General features: G+C 68.6%; 19 protein-coding genes. 18 read left to right on the forward strand and 1 reads right to left on the reverse strand.

Annotated elements, in window-relative coordinates:
- Nucleotides 1-125 precede the first annotated feature (125 nt).
- The 18 genes from ACWBNA_RS04110 (at nucleotide 126) to ACWBNA_RS04195 (ending at nucleotide 16,674) form a co-directional block, all read left to right on the forward strand.
- Nucleotides 126-1,262 carry an LCP family protein gene (locus ACWBNA_RS04110; protein WP_482702350.1) on the forward strand — a complete coding sequence of 379 codons (1,137 nt, stop codon included), beginning with the start codon at nucleotides 126-128 and terminating at the stop codon, nucleotides 1,260-1,262.
- Between the two features lie 158 nt (nucleotides 1,263-1,420).
- Nucleotides 1,421-1,642 carry a 50S ribosomal protein L31 gene (rpmE, locus tag ACWBNA_RS04115; RefSeq protein ID WP_030042685.1) on the forward strand — a complete coding sequence of 74 codons (222 nt, stop codon included), beginning with the start codon at nucleotides 1,421-1,423 and terminating at the stop codon, nucleotides 1,640-1,642.
- A 109-nt stretch (nucleotides 1,643-1,751) separates the two neighbouring features.
- Nucleotides 1,752-2,828, forward strand: a complete 1,077-nt coding sequence (prfA, locus tag ACWBNA_RS04120) for a peptide chain release factor 1 (protein WP_482702352.1) — start codon at nucleotides 1,752-1,754, stop codon at nucleotides 2,826-2,828.
- Nucleotides 2,829-2,874: 46 nt separating this feature from the next.
- Nucleotides 2,875-3,720 carry a peptide chain release factor N(5)-glutamine methyltransferase gene (prmC, locus tag ACWBNA_RS04125; protein WP_217239356.1) on the forward strand — a complete coding sequence of 282 codons (846 nt, stop codon included), beginning with the start codon at nucleotides 2,875-2,877 and terminating at the stop codon, nucleotides 3,718-3,720.
- Between the two features lie 64 nt (nucleotides 3,721-3,784).
- On the forward strand, nucleotides 3,785-4,432 hold the full coding sequence (locus ACWBNA_RS04130; protein WP_482702355.1) for an L-threonylcarbamoyladenylate synthase: 648 nt from the start codon (nucleotides 3,785-3,787) through the stop codon (nucleotides 4,430-4,432).
- Nucleotides 4,429-5,106 (forward strand): arsenate reductase/protein-tyrosine-phosphatase family protein, encoded by a 678-nt coding sequence (locus ACWBNA_RS04135; protein ID WP_482702357.1) that lies wholly within the window; start codon nucleotides 4,429-4,431, stop codon nucleotides 5,104-5,106. The genes ACWBNA_RS04130 and ACWBNA_RS04135 overlap by 4 nt, the downstream gene beginning before the upstream one ends.
- Before the next feature lie 213 nt (nucleotides 5,107-5,319).
- Nucleotides 5,320-6,561, forward strand: coding sequence for a serine hydroxymethyltransferase (locus ACWBNA_RS04140; protein ID WP_482702359.1), 1,242 nt, complete (start codon nucleotides 5,320-5,322; stop codon nucleotides 6,559-6,561).
- Between the two features lie 129 nt (nucleotides 6,562-6,690).
- The gene (locus ACWBNA_RS04145) at nucleotides 6,691-8,001 is read left to right on the forward strand and encodes an MraY family glycosyltransferase (RefSeq protein ID WP_482702361.1); all 1,311 of its coding nucleotides are present in this window, start codon (nucleotides 6,691-6,693) and stop codon (nucleotides 7,999-8,001) included.
- A gap of 300 nt (nucleotides 8,002-8,301) precedes the next feature.
- Nucleotides 8,302-8,736 carry a Cg1360 family ATP-synthase-associated protein gene (locus ACWBNA_RS04150; protein ID WP_482702363.1) on the forward strand — a complete coding sequence of 145 codons (435 nt, stop codon included), beginning with the start codon at nucleotides 8,302-8,304 and terminating at the stop codon, nucleotides 8,734-8,736.
- A gap of 225 nt (nucleotides 8,737-8,961) precedes the next feature.
- On the forward strand, nucleotides 8,962-9,786 hold the full coding sequence (atpB, locus tag ACWBNA_RS04155) for a F0F1 ATP synthase subunit A (protein WP_482702365.1): 825 nt from the start codon (nucleotides 8,962-8,964) through the stop codon (nucleotides 9,784-9,786).
- Between the two features lie 74 nt (nucleotides 9,787-9,860).
- Entirely contained in the window at nucleotides 9,861-10,082 is a 222-nt protein-coding gene (atpE, locus tag ACWBNA_RS04160) for an ATP synthase F0 subunit C (RefSeq protein WP_004925497.1), read from the forward strand.
- 42 nt (nucleotides 10,083-10,124) lie between these two features.
- A complete protein-coding gene (locus ACWBNA_RS04165) occupies nucleotides 10,125-10,676 on the forward strand; it encodes a F0F1 ATP synthase subunit B (protein ID WP_482702367.1) in 552 nt (183 codons plus the stop codon).
- A complete protein-coding gene (locus ACWBNA_RS04170) occupies nucleotides 10,673-11,488 on the forward strand; it encodes a F0F1 ATP synthase subunit delta (RefSeq protein WP_482702370.1) in 816 nt (271 codons plus the stop codon). Before ACWBNA_RS04165 ends, ACWBNA_RS04170 begins: the two co-directional genes overlap by 4 nt.
- 123 nt (nucleotides 11,489-11,611) lie before the next feature.
- Entirely contained in the window at nucleotides 11,612-13,207 is a 1,596-nt protein-coding gene (gene atpA, locus ACWBNA_RS04175; RefSeq protein ID WP_482702372.1) for a F0F1 ATP synthase subunit alpha, read from the forward strand.
- A gap of 21 nt (nucleotides 13,208-13,228) precedes the next feature.
- Nucleotides 13,229-14,143, forward strand: a complete 915-nt coding sequence (locus ACWBNA_RS04180) for a F0F1 ATP synthase subunit gamma (protein ID WP_482702374.1) — start codon at nucleotides 13,229-13,231, stop codon at nucleotides 14,141-14,143.
- A complete protein-coding gene (gene atpD, locus ACWBNA_RS04185) occupies nucleotides 14,143-15,579 on the forward strand; it encodes a F0F1 ATP synthase subunit beta (RefSeq protein ID WP_383866925.1) in 1,437 nt (478 codons plus the stop codon). Before ACWBNA_RS04180 ends, atpD begins: the two co-directional genes overlap by 1 nt.
- A 131-nt stretch (nucleotides 15,580-15,710) precedes the next feature.
- Nucleotides 15,711-16,085 (forward strand): F0F1 ATP synthase subunit epsilon, encoded by a 375-nt coding sequence (locus ACWBNA_RS04190; RefSeq protein WP_482702376.1) that lies wholly within the window; start codon nucleotides 15,711-15,713, stop codon nucleotides 16,083-16,085.
- A 142-nt stretch (nucleotides 16,086-16,227) separates the two neighbouring features.
- The gene (locus ACWBNA_RS04195; RefSeq protein WP_383866923.1) at nucleotides 16,228-16,674 is read left to right on the forward strand and encodes a DUF2550 domain-containing protein; all 447 of its coding nucleotides are present in this window, start codon (nucleotides 16,228-16,230) and stop codon (nucleotides 16,672-16,674) included.
- Nucleotides 16,675-16,748: 74 nt separating this feature from the next.
- On the opposite strand, the gene ACWBNA_RS04200 is transcribed toward ACWBNA_RS04195, so the two are convergent.
- Nucleotides 16,749-18,569 (reverse strand): glycosyl hydrolase family 18 protein, encoded by a 1,821-nt coding sequence (locus ACWBNA_RS04200; RefSeq protein WP_482702379.1) that lies wholly within the window; start codon nucleotides 18,567-18,569, stop codon nucleotides 16,749-16,751.
- Between the last annotated feature and the right edge of the window lie 85 nt (nucleotides 18,570-18,654).

Consider the following 18,654-nt stretch of genomic DNA (forward strand, 5'->3'; position numbering starts at 1 on the left):
GCAACCCTTTCCCGGGTTTCGCCGTCTGACCAGGCGGAGCAACAGTGGCGCGGCACACGTCCTCTCGTGACCACGCCTGACCCTGAAAACAGGGGGTAACCGACCGGACGAGATTCGAGGAGCACATGTCCGCCGAGAGCACGCCGGAGTCCGGCATACCGGGTGAGCCCGGTACCAAAGGCCGCCACCGCGCCAAGGGCAGCCGCCGCAAGCCCCCGGGCAGGCGCCGCAAGGGCCTGCTCGTCATGGCCTGGACGGCCGCGGGCATCGTCGTCCTGGGCGGCAGCGGAGCCGGCTACCTCTACTTCAAGCTCAACGGCAACATCAAGAGCGTCGACATCGACTCGGCCCTCGGCACCGACCGGCCGACCAAGGCCGACAACGGCTCCGAGAACATCCTCGTCCTCGGCTCGGACACCCGCTCCGGCAGCAACAAGAAGCTCGGCGGCGGCACCGACGACGGCAGCGCCCGCTCCGACACCGCGATGATCGTGCACGTCTACGAGGGCCACAAGAAGGCCAGCGTGGTCTCCATACCGCGCGACACCATCATCGACCGGCCCGAGTGCACCGACACCAAGGGCGACACGCACGACGCCGCCTCCGAGGTGATGTTCAACTCCGCGTACTCGACCGGGGGCGCCGCCTGCGCGGTGAAGACCGTCGAGTCCATCAGCGGCATCCGCATGGACCACTACCTCGAGGTCGACTTCAGCGGCTTCGAGAAGATCATCGACGAACTCGGCGGAGTCACGGTCACCACGACCAAGAACATCAAGGACGACGACAGCCACCTCGATCTGGACGCCGGCACCCACAAGCTCACCGGCGAGCAGGCCCTCGGCCTGGTCCGCACCCGGCACGGCGTCGGCGACGGCTCCGACCTCGGCCGCATCCAGCTCCAGCAGGCCTTCATCAAGGCGCTGATCAACCAGGTCAAGAACATCGACCTGTTCGGCGACGGCACCAAGCTGTACGACCTCGCCAACGCCGCCACCAAGGCCGTGACGACCGACTCCGACCTGGGCTCGATCAACTCGCTGATGTCCTTCGCCAAGGGCCTGAAGGGCATCAGCGCCTCCAACATGCACATGGTCACGATGCCGGTCCAGTACGACCCGGCGAACCCGAACCGTGTGATCGTCAAGGAGGCCAAGGCCAAGCAGGTGTGGACCGCCCTGGAGAACGACAAGGCGATCCCGAAGTCGGCCACCGAGGGCACCGCCACCGGCGACGCCGACGGCGTCGTGACCTCCTCATAGCCAGGCGTACCGCCCCTGGCGGGCCCCTGGGAATAGATCGCACCGTCCCCCGGTTTTGGGGGATGCGGCCAGTCCTGGCAGACTGGTACGTCGGCTCCGGTTCACGCCTCCGCATCCCGCGGCTGCGACCCGGCGCCCTCCCGAAACTAGGAGACACCTTGAAGCGCGACATCCACCCCGAGTACGTCGAGACGCAGGTCAGCTGCACCTGTGGCGCGTCGTTCACCACTCGCAGCACCATCGACTCCGGCACCATCCGTGCCGAGGTCTGCTCCGAGTGCCACCCGTTCTACACGGGCAAGCAGAAGATCCTCGACACCGGTGGCCGTGTGGCCCGCTTCGAGGCCCGCTTCGGCAAGGCTGCCGGCTCCAAGAAGTAGCGAGCCCCATTTCGCCGGTCCACGGTCGCGCCCCCTCATCCGGGCGCACCGGGACCGGCGTTTTTGGTCGCCCGCCTTCCCTTTCACCCGCAGTAACAGGAGCCCAGAGATGTTCGAGGCCGTCGAGGAACTCGTCGGTGAGCACGCCGACCTGGAGAAGAAGCTGGCCGACCCGTCGGTCCACTCGGACCAGGCGAACGCGCGCAAGCTGAACAAGCGGTACGCCGAGCTCACCCCGATCATCGCCACGTACCGCTCCTGGAAGCGGACCGGCGACGACATCGAGACCGCGCGCGAGTTCGCCGCCGACGACCCGGACTTCATCGCCGAGGTCAAGGAACTGGAGAAGCAGCGCGAGGAGTTGACCGAGAAGCTGCGCCTTCTCCTCGTCCCGCGCGACCCCAGCGACGACAAGGACGTCATCCTCGAGATCAAGGCGGGCGCGGGCGGCGACGAGTCCGCCCTGTTCGCCGGCGACCTGCTGCGCATGTACCTGCGGTACGCCGAGCGGGTCGGCTGGAAGACCGAGATCATCGACGCCACCGAGTCCGAACTGGGCGGCTACAAGGACGTCCACGTCGCCGTGAAGACCAAGGGCGGCCAGGGCGCCACCGAGCCGGGGCAGGGCGTGTGGGCCCGGATGAAGTACGAGGGCGGGGTGCACCGCGTGCAGCGGGTGCCGGCGACCGAGTCCCAGGGCCGTATCCACACCTCCGCGGCCGGTGTCCTCGTCACGCCCGAGGCCGAGGAGGTCGACGTCGAGATCAACGCGAACGACCTCCGCATCGACGTGTACCGCTCCTCCGGTCCCGGCGGCCAGTCCGTCAACACCACCGACTCCGCCGTGCGCATCACGCACATTCCCACCGGAGTCGTCGCCTCCTGCCAGAACGAGAAGAGCCAGCTGCAGAACAAGGAGCAGGCGATGCGTATCCTGCGCTCCAGGCTGCTTGCCGCGGCGCAGGAGGAAGCGGAGCGGGAGGCCGCCGACGCCCGCCGCAGCCAGGTCCGCACCGTCGACCGCTCCGAGAAGATCCGTACGTACAACTTCCCGGAGAACCGCATCTCGGACCACCGTGTCGGCTTCAAGTCGTACAACCTGGACCAGGTCCTGGACGGCGACCTCGACGCGGTGATCCAGGCCTGCGTCGACGCGGACTCGGCAGCGAAGCTGGCGGCCGCGTAAGCGGGTAAGGACGTACCCACGCACGAGGACGACACGGAGGACTTGCGTGAACCTGCTGCTCGCAGAGGTGGCCCAGGCCACCCAGCGGCTGGCCGACGCCGGCGTGCCCTCGCCGCGCAACGACGCGGAGGAGCTCGCCGCGTTCGTGCACGGCGTGAAGCGGGGCGAGCTGCACTCCGTGAAGGACTCCGACTTCGACGCCCGCTACTGGGAGGTCATCGCCCGGCGTGAGCAGCGTGAACCGCTGCAGCACATCACCGGGCGGGCCTTCTTCCGGTATCTGGAACTCCAGGTCGGGCCAGGGGTGTTCGTCCCGCGTCCCGAGACCGAGTCGGTGGTCGGCTGGGCCATAGACGCCGTGCGCGCGATGGACGTGGTCGAGCCGCTGATCGTCGACCTGTGCACCGGGTCCGGCGCGATCGCCCTCGCCCTCGCCCAGGAGGTCCCGCGCTCGCGTGTGCACGCCGTGGAGCTGTCCGAGGACGCCCTGAGGTGGACGCGGAAGAACATGGAGGGGTCCAGGGTCGACCTGCGTCAGGGCAACGCCCTGGACGCCTTCCCGGACCTCGACGGCCAGGTCGACCTGGTCATCTCCAACCCGCCGTACATCCCCCTCACCGAATGGGAGTACGTCGCTCCCGAGGCGCGGGACTACGACCCCGAACTCGCCCTGTTCTCGGGGGAGGACGGCCTCGACCTGATCCGCGGCATCGAACGCACCGCACACCGGCTCCTGCGCCCGGGTGGTGTCGTCGTCATCGAGCACGCCGACACCCAGGGCGGCCAGGTGCCGTGGATCTTCACCGAGGAGCGGGGCTGGGCCGACGCGGCCGACCACCCCGACCTCAACAACCGCCCGCGCTTCGCGACCGCCCGCAAGGCGACGCCGTGAGCGCCCCGCACATCTTCGACCCGCAGCAGTACGTGTACTTCGTGTACGAGGAGGCCCGCTAGACATGGCACGGCGATACGACACCAATGACGCGACCGACCGCACGACCGGTCTGCGCGAGGCCGCGTCCGCCGTCCGCCGTGGCGAGCTCGTGGTGCTGCCGACCGACACGGTGTACGGCATCGGCGCCGACGCGTTCTCCTCGGAAGCGGTGCACGACCTGCTGGAGGCCAAGGGCCGGGGCCGCAACATGCCCACCCCTGTGCTCATCGGCTCCCCGAACACCCTGCACGGCCTGGTCACGGACTTCTCCGAGCTGGCCTGGGAGCTGGTCGACGCCTTCTGGCCGGGCGCGCTCACCCTGGTCGCCAAGCACCAGCCGTCCCTCCAGTGGGACCTGGGGGACACCCGTGGCACGGTTGCCGTGCGCATGCCGCTGCACCCGGTCGCCATCGAGCTGCTGACCGAGGTCGGCCCGATGGCCGTCTCCTCCGCGAACCTGACGGGCCACCCGGCGCCGGAGGACTGCGACGCGGCGCAGGAGATGCTCGGCGACTCGGTCTCCGTGTACCTCGACGGGGGCCCGACCCCGGGCAACGTCCCGTCCTCGATCGTCGACGTCACGCGTGAGGTGCCGCTGCTGCTGCGCGCGGGCGCGATCTCGGCGGACGAGCTGCGCAAGGTCGTACCCGACCTCGAGGTGGCGAATTGACGGCCCCTGACGCGGGGCGTGGCATAGGCAACGGGGAAGGGGCGGGAAGCCTGTTCGAACAGGGCCTCCCGCTCGACAGCTTCCGCATCCTCCACGTCAGCACCGGCAACGTGTGCCGCTCGCCGATCACCGAGCGGCTGACCCGCCATGCCCTGGCGGACCGGCTCGGCGACCCCCGATGGGGCGGGCTGATCGTGGAGAGCGCCGGCACCTGGGGCCACGAGGGCGCGCCCATGGAGGCCAACGCGGAGACCGTGCTGGCCGACTTCGGCGCGGACGCCTCCGGCTTCACCGGCCGCGAACTGCTCGACGACCACGTCATCAGGGCCGACCTGGTCCTGACGGCGACCCGTGACCACCGCGCCCAGGTCATCTCCATGGGCCACTCGGCGGGGCTGCGCACCTTCACCCTGAAGGAGTTCACCCGCCTGGTGAAGGCGATCGACCCCGCGACCCTGCCTCCCCTGGAGGACGGCATGGTGGCCCGCGCCCGCGCCCTGGTCCGCGCGGCAGCGGCTCTACGCGGGTGGCTGCTGGCCCCGACGGCCGAGGCGGACGAGGTGTACGACCCGTACGGCGCCCCGCTGACGTTCTTCCGGTCGATCGGGGACGAGATAAACCAGGCGCTGGATCCGGTCGTCACGGCGTTGACCGGGGTTCCCGCGCGCACGTGACGCCGGTTCGCCCCCGCCGCCCCTTCCCGTCCCGACCCCGGGGGCCGCGCCCCCGGACCCCCCTGTCGCGCTTCGCGCTCGTCCCTGAACTCCCCCAGAGGGACCCCCAGACGGGCTGAATGGGCGTGCACCTGCACGGACGCAACGACCGCGCGCCCCTTGCCTCCCGGGCCTACATTGGACGTACGTCACCGTCGACGCCCGGAGCCCACCATGTCGGTCACCCATGCCCCTGAGACCACCGGCGTCCTGCTGCGGCAGGACCCCGAGCTGGCCGAGATCCTGCTCGGGGAGGCCGACCGGCAGTCGACGACGCTGCAGTTGATCGCCGCCGAGAACTTCTCCTCGCCGGCCGTGCTGGCCGCCCTCGGCTCGGCCCTCGCCAACAAGTACGCGGAGGGGTATCCCGGTGCCCGGTACCACGGCGGCTGCGAGATCGTCGACGTCGCCGAGCGGATCGCCGTGGAGCGTGCCAAGGCGCTGTTCGGGGCCGAACACGCCAACGTGCAGGCCCACTCGGGCTCGTCGGCCGTGCTGGCCGCGTACGCCGCCCTGCTGCGCCCCGGCGACACCGTGCTCGCCCTCGGGCTGCCCTACGGCGGCCACCTCACGCACGGCTCGCCCGCCAACTTCTCCGGCCGCTGGTTCGACTTCGTGGGGTACGGGGTGGACGCGGAGACCGGGCTGATCGACCACGACCAGGTGCGCACGCTGGCCCGTACCCACCGGCCCAAGGCGATCGTGTGCGGCTCCATCGCCTACCCCCGGCACATCGACTACGCCTTCTTCCGGGAGGTCGCCGACGAGGTGGGCGCGTACCTGATCGCGGACGCCGCGCACCCCATCGGCCTGGTCGCCGGGGGAGCGGCGCCGAACCCGGTGCCGTACGCCGACGTCGTGTGCGCCACCACCCACAAGGTGCTGCGCGGCCCGCGCGGCGGCATGATCCTGTGCGGCGCCGATCTCGCCGAGCGGGTCGACCGGGCGGTGTTCCCCTTCACCCAGGGCGGCGCCCAGATGCACACCATCGCCGCCAAGGCCGTCGCGTTCGGCGAGGCGGCGACACCGGCCTTCACGGCGTACGCCCATCAGGTGGTCGCCAACGCCCGGGTACTGGCGGCCAGGCTCGCCGCCGAGGGGCTCGTCGTCACCACCGGCGGGACCGACACCCACCTGGTCACCGCCGATCCGGCGCCGCTCGGCGTCGACGGCCGCACCGCGCGCGGCCGGCTCGCGGCGGCCGGGATGGTGCTCGACTGCTGCGCGCTGCCGCACGCCGACGTCCGCGGCCTGCGCCTGGGCACCGCGGCCGTGACCACGCAGGGCATGGGGGAGACGGAGATGGTGCGCATCGCCGTCCTGTTCGCGCAGGTCCTCAGGGGTGACGTGGAGAGTCAGAAGGCCCGTGAAGAAGTGCGGGAGCTGGCCGGGGGATTTCCGCCGTATCCCGGCTGAACCTGGGTAGGCGCTGATCAGCACACAGCCACACGTGCAACCATCGTCGCTACCCGGAAGTCCTCAACCCTATGCGCGCATCGCTAGTGTGTGGGACTGAGATGGCCAGCGAGACCTGTGGGGAAGCCCGTGCGTGAATACCTGCTGACGCTCTGCGTCACGGCCGCGGTGACGTATCTGCTGACAGGGCCGGTACGGAAGTTCGCGATCGCGGCCGGGGCGATGCCGGAGATCCGGGCGCGTGACGTGCACCGGGAACCCACTCCGCGGCTCGGCGGGATCGCGATGTTCTTCGGGCTGTGCGCGGGCCTGCTGGTCGCGGACCACCTGACCAACCTCAACCAGGTCTTCGAGAAGTCGAACGAGCCGCGCGCGCTGCTCTCCGGAGCGGCTGTCATCTGGCTGATCGGCGTCCTGGACGACAAGTTCGAGATCGACGCCCTGATCAAGCTGGGCGGCCAGATGATCGCCGCGGGCGTGATGGTCATGCAGGGTCTGACGATCCTGTGGCTGCCGATCCCGAGCGTCGGCACGGTCGCGCTGACCCAGTGGCAGGGCACCCTGCTGACGGTGGCGCTGGTCGTCATCACCATCAACGCGGTCAACTTCGTGGACGGCCTCGACGGCCTCGCCGCCGGCATGGTGTGCATCGCGGCGGCCGCGTTCTTCATGTACGCCTACCGCATCTGGTACTCGTACGGCATCGAGGCGGCCGCCCCGGCCACGCTGTTCGCGGCGATCCTGATGGGCATGTGCGTGGGCTTCCTGCCGCACAACATGCACCCGGCGCGCATCTTCATGGGCGACTCGGGCTCGATGCTGATCGGCCTGGTGCTGGCGGCCGGCGCGATCTCCATCACGGGCCAGGTCGACCCGGACAACCTCTTCGGCGGGTCCGAGCGCAGCGCGGTGCACCAGATGGTGCCGATCTACATCCCGCTCCTGATGCCGCTGACCATCATCGCGATCCCGGCCGCCGACCTGATCCTCGCCATCGTGCGCCGCACCTGGCGTGGTCAGTCGCCGTTCGCGGCGGACCGCGGTCACCTGCACCACCGCCTGCTGGAGGTCGGCCACTCGCACAGCAGGGCCGTCCTGATCATGTACTTCTGGTCGGCGCTGATCGCCTTCGGCGCGCTCGCCTACTCGGTGAACTCGGCGTCCATGTGGATCGTGCTCGGTGTCGTGTTCCTCAGCGCCATCGGGCTGTTGCTGCTCCTGCTGCCCCGCTTCACACCGCGCGCCCCGCGCTGGGCCCAGCACTTCGTACCGCCGCGCTACCGCCGCCGGGCGGCCGCCGCGGAGCCCGCGCCGACGGTGGCGGTGGAGGAGGAGAGCCGCGCTCCGGTGGCCGCGGGGGTGTCGGGTGTCAACGGAGCGACCGCCCTCGGCGCCCGGGCACGTTTGTTGGACGGGCGCAAGGCCGGAACGTCGCGCTGACGTGGACAAGGTAAGAATCTGACTAGAGCATTGCCAAGTCGTGGGGAAGCAAAGCTCCCCAATACCAGACAAGTCACCCTGGTTCCTGCACAGACGCGCACGGTCACTCTCATGTGTGACAGCGAGCACACCACTTGGTAAAGACCGCATCAAATAGTTTGTGATACGGTTCACGAGAACCCCGGATAGAGCCGAAGGACCGCAGTGCGACGGTCCCTTGGCGTGAGGTCCACCCTCAGCCCGGGACTACGCTCGTCCATGACGACACCCCTGCCCCCCTGTGAAAGCGGAGTTGCCGCCATGCCGTCCAACGACGTCCGGATCCTGCTCCAGGCCGCTGTGCCCACAGCTGCCGTCGGCGCCGTAGCCGCCGTCGTCAGTGGTGTGGTCGCCGGTGGCAAGGGAGCGGTCGGGGCGGGCGTGGCGACGCTGATCGTGATCCTCTTCATGGGGATCGGCCTCTACGTTCTGCAGCGCACTGCCAAATCGCTTCCGCACCTTTTCCAGGCCATGGGCCTGATGTTGTACGCGGCACAGATTCTGCTGCTGTTCATCTTCCTCGCGGCCTTCAAGAACACGACGCTGTTCAACGCCCGGGCCTTCGCGATCGCGCTCGTCATCGGCACCCTCGTGTGGATCGCCGCACAGACGCGCGCCCACATGAAGGCCAAGATCCTCTACGTAGAGCCCGAGTCTTCGGGCGACAAGCCCGAAAAGACGGGGCACTCGTCGTGAGGGGTAGGGCCGGGATAAGGACGCTACAGAGATGCTGCTATCGTCCGGTGCCAACTGCGGCATCGCGGGCGCGGGCATCTGAGCTGACGCCTGCTCAATCGCGAGGCGAGATGCCCCCCGGCCGCCCCCACATTCGAAACACCAGTCCCGTGCCGAACCGCGGCTGCGCGCCGCGCCGACACAACGAGGTTGCCGTACCTATGCGCCACGCTGAAGGAGCCCGCGGTGAGTGCTGACCCGACGCAGACGCTCGCCTTCGAGACCGACTGCCACCTGTTCGACGGTTGTGGCTTCCCGGCTCCGGGCCTGCACTCGTTCCTGTTCGAGCCGCTCTTGGGCGACGCCGACGGCAACGGCCTCTACTTCAACAAGCCGATGCTGCTGGCGCTTCTGGGCTCCATCATCGTCGTTGGCTTCTTCTGGGCCGCCTTCGCCAGGCCGAAGCTGGTCCCCGGCAAGCTCCAGATGGTCGCCGAGGCCGGCTACGACTTCGTACGCCGCGGCATCGTCTACGAGACGATCGGAAAGAAGGAAGGCGAGAAGTACGTCCCGCTCGCCGTCTCGCTGTTCTTCTTCATCTGGATGATGAACCTCTGGTCGATCATCCCGGTCGCCGCCTTCCCGGTGACGTCGATCATCGCCTACCCGGCGATCCTGGCCCTGATCGTCTACATCACCTGGGTCTCGCTGACCTTCAAGCGCCATGGCTTCGTCGGTGCCTTCAAGAACTTCACGGGCTACGACAAGTCGCTCGGCCCGGTGCTCCCGCTGGCCATGACCATCGAGTTCTTCTCGAACCTGCTGGTCCGCCCGTTCACGCACGCGGTGCGACTGTTCGCGAACATGTTCGCCGGCCACACCCTGCTGCTGCTCTTCACGATCGCCAGCTGGTACATGCTGAACGGCATCGGCATCGCCTACTCCGCCGTCTCGTTCGTGATGGTCATCGTGATGACGGCCTTCGAACTCTTCATCCAGGCGGTTCAGGCGTACGTCTTCGTCCTCCTGACCTGCACCTTCATCCAGGGCGCGCTCGCCGAGCACCACTGAGCACCCCGCGTTCGAACCCCAGAGTCGTCCGGTGGCCAACCCCCACCGGTCCGTAAAGAGAAGGAAGAACTGGCATGTCCAACCTTGCTGCTGTCACCGGTGACCTCGGTTCCGTCGGTTACGGTCTTGCGGCCATCGGCCCCGGCGTCGGCGTTGGCATCATCTTCGGTAACGGCACCCAGGCCCTCGCCCGCCAGCCCGAGGCGGCCGGCCTCATCCGCGCCAACCAGATCCTGGGCTTCGCGTTCTGTGAGGCGCTCGCCCTGATCGGTCTCGTCATGCCGTTCGTCTACTAAGACGAACGCTGACGACCGACCCTTTCGACGAAAGGCACTGATGTGACATCCGCCCTGGTTTTCCTGGCGGCTGAGGGTGAGAAGGAGAACCCCCTCATCCCGCCGTGGCCGGAAGTTGTCATCGGCCTCATCGCTTTCGTCATCGTCTTCGGCTTCCTCGCCAAGAAGCTCCTCCCGACCATCAACAAGGTTCTGGAAGAGCGTCGCGAGGCCATCGAGGGCGGTATCGAGAAGGCCGAGGCCGCACAGACCGAGGCCCAGAGCGTCCTTGAGCAGTACAAGGCCCAGCTCGCAGAGGCCCGCCACGAGGCCGCGCGGCTGCGCCAGGAGGCGCAGGAGCAGGGCGCCACGCTCATCGCCGAGATGCGCGCGGAAGGCCAGCGGCAGCGCGAGGAGATCGTCGCCGCCGGTCACGCCCAGATCGAGGCCGACCGCAAGGCCGCCTCGGCCACGCTGCGCCAGGACGTCGGCAAGCTCGCCACCGACCTGGCCGGCAAGCTCGTCGGCGAGTCCCTCGAGGACCACGCCCGGCAGAGCCGCGTCATCGACCGCTTCCTCGACGAGCTCGACCAGAAGGCCGAGGCCACGCGATGAACGGAGCGAGCCGAGGGGCCCTGGCAGCCGCACGCGAGCGTCTCGACGCGCTGACGGACTCCACGTCCGTGGACGCCGGCTCGCTCGCCGACGAGCTGGCCGCCGTCACCGCGCTGCTGCACCGCGAGGTGTCGTTGCGCCGGGTTTTGACCGACCCGGCGCAGTCCGGCGAGGCCAAGGCCGAACTGGCCCAGCGCCTGCTCGGCTCCCAGGTCGGCGGTCAGACCGTCGACCTGGTGTCCGGCCTGGTGCGTTCCCGCTGGTCACAGTCGCGTGACCTGGTGGACGCCCTGGAGCAGCTGGCGGCCCTCGCCGACCTCACCGCCGCGCAGCAGGCGGGCACGCTCGACAGTGTCGAGGACGAGCTGTTCCGGTTCGGCCGGATCGTCGCCTCGACCACCGAGCTGCGCGCCGCGCTCACCAACCGCAAGGCGGGCGTCTCGTCCAAGAGCGAGCTGCTGCGCAGCCTGCTCGGCGGCCGGGCCACCGCGACCACCGAGCGTCTGGTGACACGCCTTGTTACCGCGCCGCGGGGACGTAGCCTGGAAGCGGGACTGGAGTCCCTGTCCAAGCTCGCCGCCGAGCGCCGGGACCGCATGGTGGCCGTCGTCACCTCGGCGGTACCGCTGAGCGACCCGCAGAAGCAGCGCCTGGGTGCCGCCCTCGCGAAGCTCTACGGCCGCACGATGCACCTCAACATCGACGTGGACCCCGAGGTCCTCGGCGGGATCCGGGTGCAGATCGGCGACGAGGTCATCAACGGCTCCATCGCGGACCGTATCGAGGACGCCGGCCGCCGCCTGGCGGGCTAGCAGCAACTTCATAGCAGTACGTACTTATTACGGCCCGTGTTGGGCCGTGCAGAAGAATCCTGGGGGTCGCCCCCAGACCCCAAAGTGAAACTTCGGGCCCAACAAGGAGAGCAGGGAACCCAGATGGCGGAGCTCACGATCCGGCCGGAGGAGATCCGGGACGCGCTGGAGAACTTCGTCCAGTCGTACAAGCCGGACGCGGCCTCGCGCGAGGAGGTCGGGACGGTCACCGTCGCCGGCGACGGCATCGCCAAGATCGAGGGCCTGCCCTCGGCCATGGCGAACGAACTGCTGAAGTTCGAGGACGGCACCCTCGGCCTCGCGCTGAACCTCGAAGAGCGCGAGATCGGTGCCGTCGTCCTCGGCGAGTTCAGCGGCATCGAGGAGGGCCAGCCGGTCACCCGCACCGGCGAGGTCCTGTCGGTTGCCGTCGGCGAGGGCTACCTCGGCCGCGTTGTCGACCCGCTCGGCAACCCGATCGACGGCCTCGGCGAGATCGAGACCAGCGGCCGACGCGCCCTTGAGCTGCAGGCCCCGGGCGTCATGGCCCGTAAGTCGGTGCACGAGCCGATGGAGACCGGCTACAAGGCCGTCGACGCGATGACCCCGATCGGCCGTGGCCAGCGTCAGCTGGTCATCGGTGACCGCCAGACCGGCAAGACCGCCCTGGCCGTCGACACGATCATCAACCAGCGTGACAACTGGCGCTCCGGCGACCCGAAGAAGCAGGTCCGCTGCGTCTACGTCGCCATCGGTCAGAAGGGCTCGACCATCGCCTCCGTGCGTGGCGCCCTCGACGAGGCCGGCGCGCTGGAGTACACGACCATCGTCGCCGCCCCGGCGTCCGACCCGGCCGGCTTCAAGTACCTGGCGCCGTACACCGGCTCGGCCATCGGCCAGCAGTGGATGTACGAGGGCAAGCACGTCCTGATCATCTTCGACGACCTGTCGAAGCAGGCCGACGCCTACCGCGCCGTGTCGCTGCTGCTGCGCCGCCCGCCGGGCCGTGAGGCCTACCCGGGTGACGTCTTCTACCTGCACTCCCGTCTGCTGGAGCGCTGCGCGAAGCTCTCCGACGACCTGGGCGCCGGTTCGATGACGGGTCTGCCGATCGTCGAGACCAAGGCCAACGACGTCTCGGCGTTCATCCCGACCAACGTCATCTCCATCACCGACGGCCAGTGCTTCCTGGAGTCGGACCTGTTCAACGCCGGTCAGCGCCCCGCGCTGAACGTCGGTATCTCCGTCTCCCGAGTCGGTGGTTCCGCGCAGCACAAGGCGATGAAGCAGGTCTCCGGCCGTCTGCGTCTGGACCTCGCCCAGTTCCGTGAGCTGGAGGCGTTCGCCGCCTTCGGTTCCGACCTGGACGCCGCGTCGAAGTCGCAGCTGGAGCGCGGTCAGCGTCTGGTCGAGCTGCTCAAGCAGGCTCAGTACCAGCCGATGCCGACCGAGGACCAGGTCGTCTCCGTCTGGGCCGGCACCACCGGCAAGATGGACGACGTTCCGGTCGTCGACATCCGTCGCTTCGAGAAGGAGCTCCTGGAGTACCTGCACCGCAAGGAGCAGGGCCTCATGACCTCCATCAAGGAGGGCGGCAAGATGTCCGACGACACGCTGACGGCCATCGCCGACGCCATCGCCGACTTCAAGAAGCAGTTCGAGACCTCGGACGGCAAGCTGCTCGGCGAGGACGCTCCGTCCGTCAACGTCTCCAAGTGACGTAAGGAAGGGACCTGACTCATGGGAGCCCAGCTCCGGGTCTACAAGCGTCGCATCCGATCCGTCACCGCGACCAAGAAGATCACCAAGGCGATGGAGATGATCGCCGCCTCGCGCGTCGTCAAGGCGCAGCGCAAGGTGGCGGCCTCCACGCCGTACGCGACCGAGCTCACCCGCGCGGTCACGGCGGTCGGCACCGGCTCGAACACCAAGCACCCGCTGACCACGGAGGCGGAGACGGCGAGCCGTTCCGCGGTGCTGCTCCTCACGAGCGACCGCGGACTGGCCGGCGCCTTCAACTCCAACTCCATCAAGGCGGCGGAGCTGCTGACCGCCCGTCTTGAGGCCGAGGGCAAGGAGGTCGACACGTACATCGTCGGCCGTCGCGGTCTGGCCCACTACAACTTCCGCGAGCGCAAGGTCGTGGAGTCGTGGTCGGGCTTCACCGACGAGCCCACCTACGCGGACGCGAAGAAGGTCGCGGGTCCGCTGATCGAGGCCATCGAGAAGGACACGGCCGAGGGCGGCGTGGACGAACTCCACATCGTCTACACCGAGTTCGTCTCGATGATGACGCAGACGGCGATCGACAGCCGCCTGCTGCCGCTGCGCCTCGAAGAGGTCGCGGAGGAGGCGCCCCAGGGCGAGATCCTTCCGCTGTACGACTTCGAGCCGTCGGCGGAGGACGTCCTCGACGCCCTGCTGCCGCGCTACGTCGAAAGCCGTATCTACAACGCGCTGCTCCAGTCGGCCGCCTCCAAGCACGCCGCCACGCGCCGTGCGATGAAGTCGGCCACCGACAACGCGGGAGAGCTCATCACCACGCTCTCCCGACTTGCCAACGCGGCCCGCCAGGCCGAAATCACCCAGGAAATCAGCGAGATCGTCGGTGGCTCCGCAGCCTTGGCCGACGCGACCGCGGGGAGTGACAGGTAATGACGACGACAGTTGAGACGGCCGTTGCCACGGGCCGCGTCGCCCGGGTCATCGGCCCGGTCGTCGACGTGGAGTTCCCCGTCGACGCGATGCCGGAGATCTACAACGCTCTGCACGTAGAGGTGGCCGACCCGGCCCAGGACGGTGCGAAGAAGACGCTGACCCTGGAGGTCGCCCAGCACCTGGGTGACGGCCTGGTCCGCACGATCTCGATGCAGCCCACCGACGGTCTGGTCCGCCAGGCCGCGGTCACCGACACCGGCACGGGCATCACCGTTCCGGTCGGCGACTTCACCAAGGGCAAGGTGTTCAACACCCTCGGTGAGGTGCTGAACGTCGACGAGCAGTACGAGGGCGAGCGCTGGTCCATCCACCGCAAGGCCCCGCGCTTCGACGAGCTCGAGTCGAAGACCGAGATGTTCGAGACCGGCGTCAAGGTCATCGACCTCCTCACCCCGTACGTCAAGGGTGGAAAGATCGGTCTGTTCGGCGGTGCCGGCGTCGGCAAGACGGTGCTCATCCAGGAGATGATCTACCGCGTCGCCAACAACCACGACGGTGTCTCCGTGTTCGCCGGTGTCGGCGAGCGCACCCGTGAGGGCAACGACCTCATCGAGGAGATGTCCGAGTCGGGCGTCATCGACAAGACCGCGCTGGTCTTCGGTCAGATGGACGAGCCCCCGGGCACCCGTCTGCGCGTGGCCCTGGCCGGTCTGACCATGGCGGAGTACTTCCGCGATGTGCAGAAGCAGGACGTGCTGTTCTTCATCGACAACATCTTCCGCTTCACGCAGGCCGGCTCCGAGGTCTCGACCCTGCTCGGCCGTATGCCCTCCGCGGTGGGTTACCAGCCGAACCTGGCCGACGAGATGGGTCTCCTCCAGGAGCGCATCACCTCGACCCGTGGTCACTCGATCACCTCGATGCAGGCGATCTACGTCCCCGCGGACGACCTGACCGACCCGGCCCCGGCCACCACCTTCGCCCACCTCGACGCGACGACGGTTCTGTCCCGTCCGATCTCCGAGAAGGGCATCTACCCGGCCGTGGACCCGCTGGACTCCACGTCCCGCATCCTGGACCCCCGCTACATCGCGGCGGACCACTACGCGGCCGCGATGCGCGTCAAGTCGGTTCTTCAGAAGTACAAGGACCTTCAGGACATCATCGCGATCCTCGGTATCGACGAGCTGGGCGAGGAGGACAAGCTCACCGTCCACCGCGCCCGTCGTGTGGAGCGCTTCCTGTCCCAGAACACCCACGTCGCCAAGCAGTTCACCGGCGTCGACGGGTCGGACGTCCCGCTGGACGAGTCGATCGCGGCCTTCAACGCGATCATCGACGGCGAGTACGACCACTTCCCGGAGCAGGCGTTCTTCCTGTGCGGTGGCATCGAGGACCTGAAGAAGAACGCGAAGGAGCTGGGCGTCTCCTGAACTCGGACCTGAGGAGTTCTGAGCTCTGAGTTCGTGTGAGGGGGCGGGCGCGTCCCGCCCCCTCTCCCACGCCCACTAGACTTGTAACCAACACCCGGCAGACCCGCCGGGTGGTGACCCGAGGAGCCACCTTGGCTGCTGAGCTGCACGTCGCGCTGGTCGCGGCCGACCGAGAGGTCTGGTCCGGCGAGGCCACCCTGGTCGTCGCGCGCACCACGTCCGGCGACATCGGCGTCATGCCCGGTCACCAGCCGCTGCTCGGTGTGCTGGAGTCGGGCCCGGTGACCATCCGTACGAGTGACGGTGGAACGGTCGTCGCCGCGGTGCACGGCGGTTTCATCTCGTTCGCCGACAACAAGCTGTCGCTGCTGGCCGAGATCGCCGAGCTGTCGGACGAGATCGACGTCCAGCGCGCGGAGCGCGAGCTCGAGCGCGCGAAGGCGGAGGGTGACGCCCACGCCGAGCGTCGCGCGGACGTACGACTGCGAGCGGCGACGGCGCGCTGATCCCAGCGCGTAGGCGATGACGTCACTCAGCCGCGGCCGGCACCGGAGCAATCCGGAGCCGACCGCGGCTGAGGCAGATATGGATGTTTTTTCCGTTCCGTTACCTGTTTCGGGTACCTAGGAGACGAGGAGGTCGGTGTCGATGGTCCTCGCTCTGACTGTGTGCGGAATCGTCGTGGCCCTGGTGGCACTGGGGCTGTTCGTCTTCGGTCTGCGTCGCCGGCTCATCCAGCGTTCCGGCGGCACCTTCGACTGTTCCCTGCGCTGGGACGTCTCCGAGAAACCGGACACCAGCGGCAAGGGCTGGAGCTACGGCGTCGCCCGCTACAACGGCGACCGTGTCGAGTGGTACCGCGTCTTCTCCTACGCCTACCGCCCGCGCCGCGTCCTGGAACGCTCCCTGATCGAGGTGGCCGGCCGCCGCCTCCCCGAGGGCGAGGAGGAGCTGGCGCTGCTCTCCGACGCGATCATCCTGACCTGTCTGCACCGGGGAACGCGTCTCGAGCTCGCCATGAGCGAGGACGCGCTGACCGGCTTTCTCGCGTGGCTGGAGGCAGCCCCGCCTGGACAGCGAGTGAATGTGGCGTAGCCGCATTCACTCGCTGGGTGGGGGTCCCCCGAGGACGAAGTCTGGGGAGCGTCGACGTTGCCTGGCGAGCCTCTTTACGACAGTCCGCTGTTGATGGCGCTCACCAGCTCGCCGCCCGCGGTGTCGCCGCTGAACTCCCAGAAGAACGCGCCGCCCAGGCCCTGGTTCTTGGCCCAGGTCATCTTCCCGGCGATCGTCGAGGGCGTGTCGTAGGACCACCAGTTGCTGCCGCAGTGGGCGTACGCCGTGCCCGCGATGGTGCCGGTGACCGGGCAGGACGTCTTGAGCACCTTGTAGTCCTCGATGCCCGCCTCGTAGGTGCCGGGTGCCGCGCCGGTCGCGGTGCCGCCGGGGGCGGACTGGGTGACGCCGGTCCAGCCGCGGCCGTAGAAGCCGATGCCGAGCAGGAGCTTGGCGGACGGGACGCCCTTCGACTTCAGCTTGGCGATCGCGTCGGCGGAGTTGAAGCCCGCGGCCGGTATGCCCGAGTACGAGGTGAGCGGCGAGTGCGGGGCGGTCGGGCCGTCCTTGTCGAAGGCGCCGAAGTAGTCGTACGTCATCACGTTGTACCAGTCGAGGTACGAGGATGCGCCTCCGTAGTCGGCCGCGTCGATCTTGCCGCCGGAGGAACCGTCGGCGGTGATGGCGGCGGTGACCAGGTAGTTCGGGCCGAACGCCGAGCGCAGGCCCTGCATGAGGTTCCTGAAGGCCGCGGGGCCTGAGGTGTCGCAGGTCAGTCCGCAGGCGTTCGGGTACTCCCAGTCGATGTCGATGCCGTCGAACACGTCGGCCCAGCGCGGGTCCTCGACGACGGCCTTGCAGGAGGCGGCGAAGGCGGCCGGGTTGGCCGCGGCCTGGGCGAAGCCGCCGGAGTAGGTCCAGCCGCCGAAGGAGTACAGCACCTTGATGTGCGGGTACTTGGCCTTGAGCTGGCGGAGCTGGTTGAAGTTGCCGCGCAGCGGCTGGTCCCAGGTGTCGGCGGTGCCGCTGACGGACTGGTCGGCGGTGTAGGCCTTGTCGTAGGCGGCGTAGGTGTCGTCGACGACGCACTTGCCGTCCTTGACGTTGCCGAAGGCGTAGTTGATGTGGGTGATCTTCGCGGCCGAGCCCGAGGTCACCAGGTTCTTGACGTGGTAGTTGCGGCCGTAGACGCCCCACTCGGTGAAGTAGCCGAGCTTGACCTTGGAGCCGGGCGGCGGGTCGGTGGTGCCGCCGGTGGTGCGCACGGCGACCGCGCCGCTGACCGGGCCGGTCTGGTCGGCGGTGTCGCGGGCCTGGACGGAGTAGGAGTAGGCGGTTCCGGCGGTGAGGCCGGTGTTCGTGTACGAGGTCGTCGTCACGGTGGCGATCTTCGCACCGTCGCGCAGGACGTCGTAGTTCTTGACGCCCTTGTCGTCGGTGGCCGCGGTCCAGGCCAGTTTCACCGAGGTGTTGGTGACGTCGGAGGCGGTGGGGGTGCCGGGGGCGGAGGGGGCGGCGTCGCCGGGGACGGTGGTGCCGTCACAACTGCCGCCGTTGATCTTGCAGCCCGCGGGGGAGCCGGAGCCGGCGCCGTTGAAGCCGAAGGAGACGGAGGCGCCGGGGGCGAGGGTGCCGTTCCAGGACTTGTTCTTGGCCGTCCAGTGGGTGCCGGACGACGTGACGTCGGCGTCCCAGGCGGAGGTGACGGACGTACCGGAGGGGAAGTCCCACTCGACGGTCCAGGAGCTGAGGGACGTGGTGCCGGTGTTCTTCACCGTCCACCTGCCCTCGAAACCGGTGCCCCAGTCGGAGGCCTTGGTGTAGGTGGCGGTGGCGGACGTCGCGGCCTGGGCGGGGCTCGCGAGGCCGACCAGGCCGGCGAAGGGAAGCATCAGTGTCGCGAACGCTGCCGCGGCTCTGTGTCTGAAGCGCATGCTGCGCCTCCTCGGGGTTGGGGGCGCGACTGAGCCTTCACGCCCACGGTGCCGCGAGAATAGAAAGGTCTGGACCATAGGTCAA

Source organism: Streptomyces sp. Q2 (assembly GCF_056820935.1).

Coding starts and splice junctions, on each gene's coding strand:
- ACWBNA_RS04110 (WP_482702350.1), top strand. CDS start 126: ATGTCCGCCGAGAGCACGCCGGAGTCCGGCATACCGGGTGAGCCCGGT.
- prfA (WP_482702352.1), top strand. CDS start 1,752: ATGTTCGAGGCCGTCGAGGAACTCGTCGGTGAGCACGCCGACCTGGAG.
- ACWBNA_RS04130 (WP_482702355.1), top strand. CDS start 3,785: ATGGCACGGCGATACGACACCAATGACGCGACCGACCGCACGACCGGT.
- ACWBNA_RS04140 (WP_482702359.1), top strand. CDS start 5,320: ATGTCGGTCACCCATGCCCCTGAGACCACCGGCGTCCTGCTGCGGCAG.
- ACWBNA_RS04150 (WP_482702363.1), top strand. CDS start 8,302: ATGCCGTCCAACGACGTCCGGATCCTGCTCCAGGCCGCTGTGCCCACA.
- atpE (WP_004925497.1), top strand. CDS start 9,861: ATGTCCAACCTTGCTGCTGTCACCGGTGACCTCGGTTCCGTCGGTTAC.
- ACWBNA_RS04170 (WP_482702370.1), top strand. CDS start 10,673: ATGAACGGAGCGAGCCGAGGGGCCCTGGCAGCCGCACGCGAGCGTCTC.
- atpA (WP_482702372.1), top strand. CDS start 11,612: ATGGCGGAGCTCACGATCCGGCCGGAGGAGATCCGGGACGCGCTGGAG.
- ACWBNA_RS04180 (WP_482702374.1), top strand. CDS start 13,229: ATGGGAGCCCAGCTCCGGGTCTACAAGCGTCGCATCCGATCCGTCACC.
- atpD (WP_383866925.1), top strand. CDS start 14,143: ATGACGACGACAGTTGAGACGGCCGTTGCCACGGGCCGCGTCGCCCGG.
- ACWBNA_RS04195 (WP_383866923.1), top strand. CDS start 16,228: ATGGTCCTCGCTCTGACTGTGTGCGGAATCGTCGTGGCCCTGGTGGCA.
- ACWBNA_RS04200 (WP_482702379.1), bottom strand. CDS start 18,569: ATGCGCTTCAGACACAGAGCCGCGGCAGCGTTCGCGACACTGATGCTT.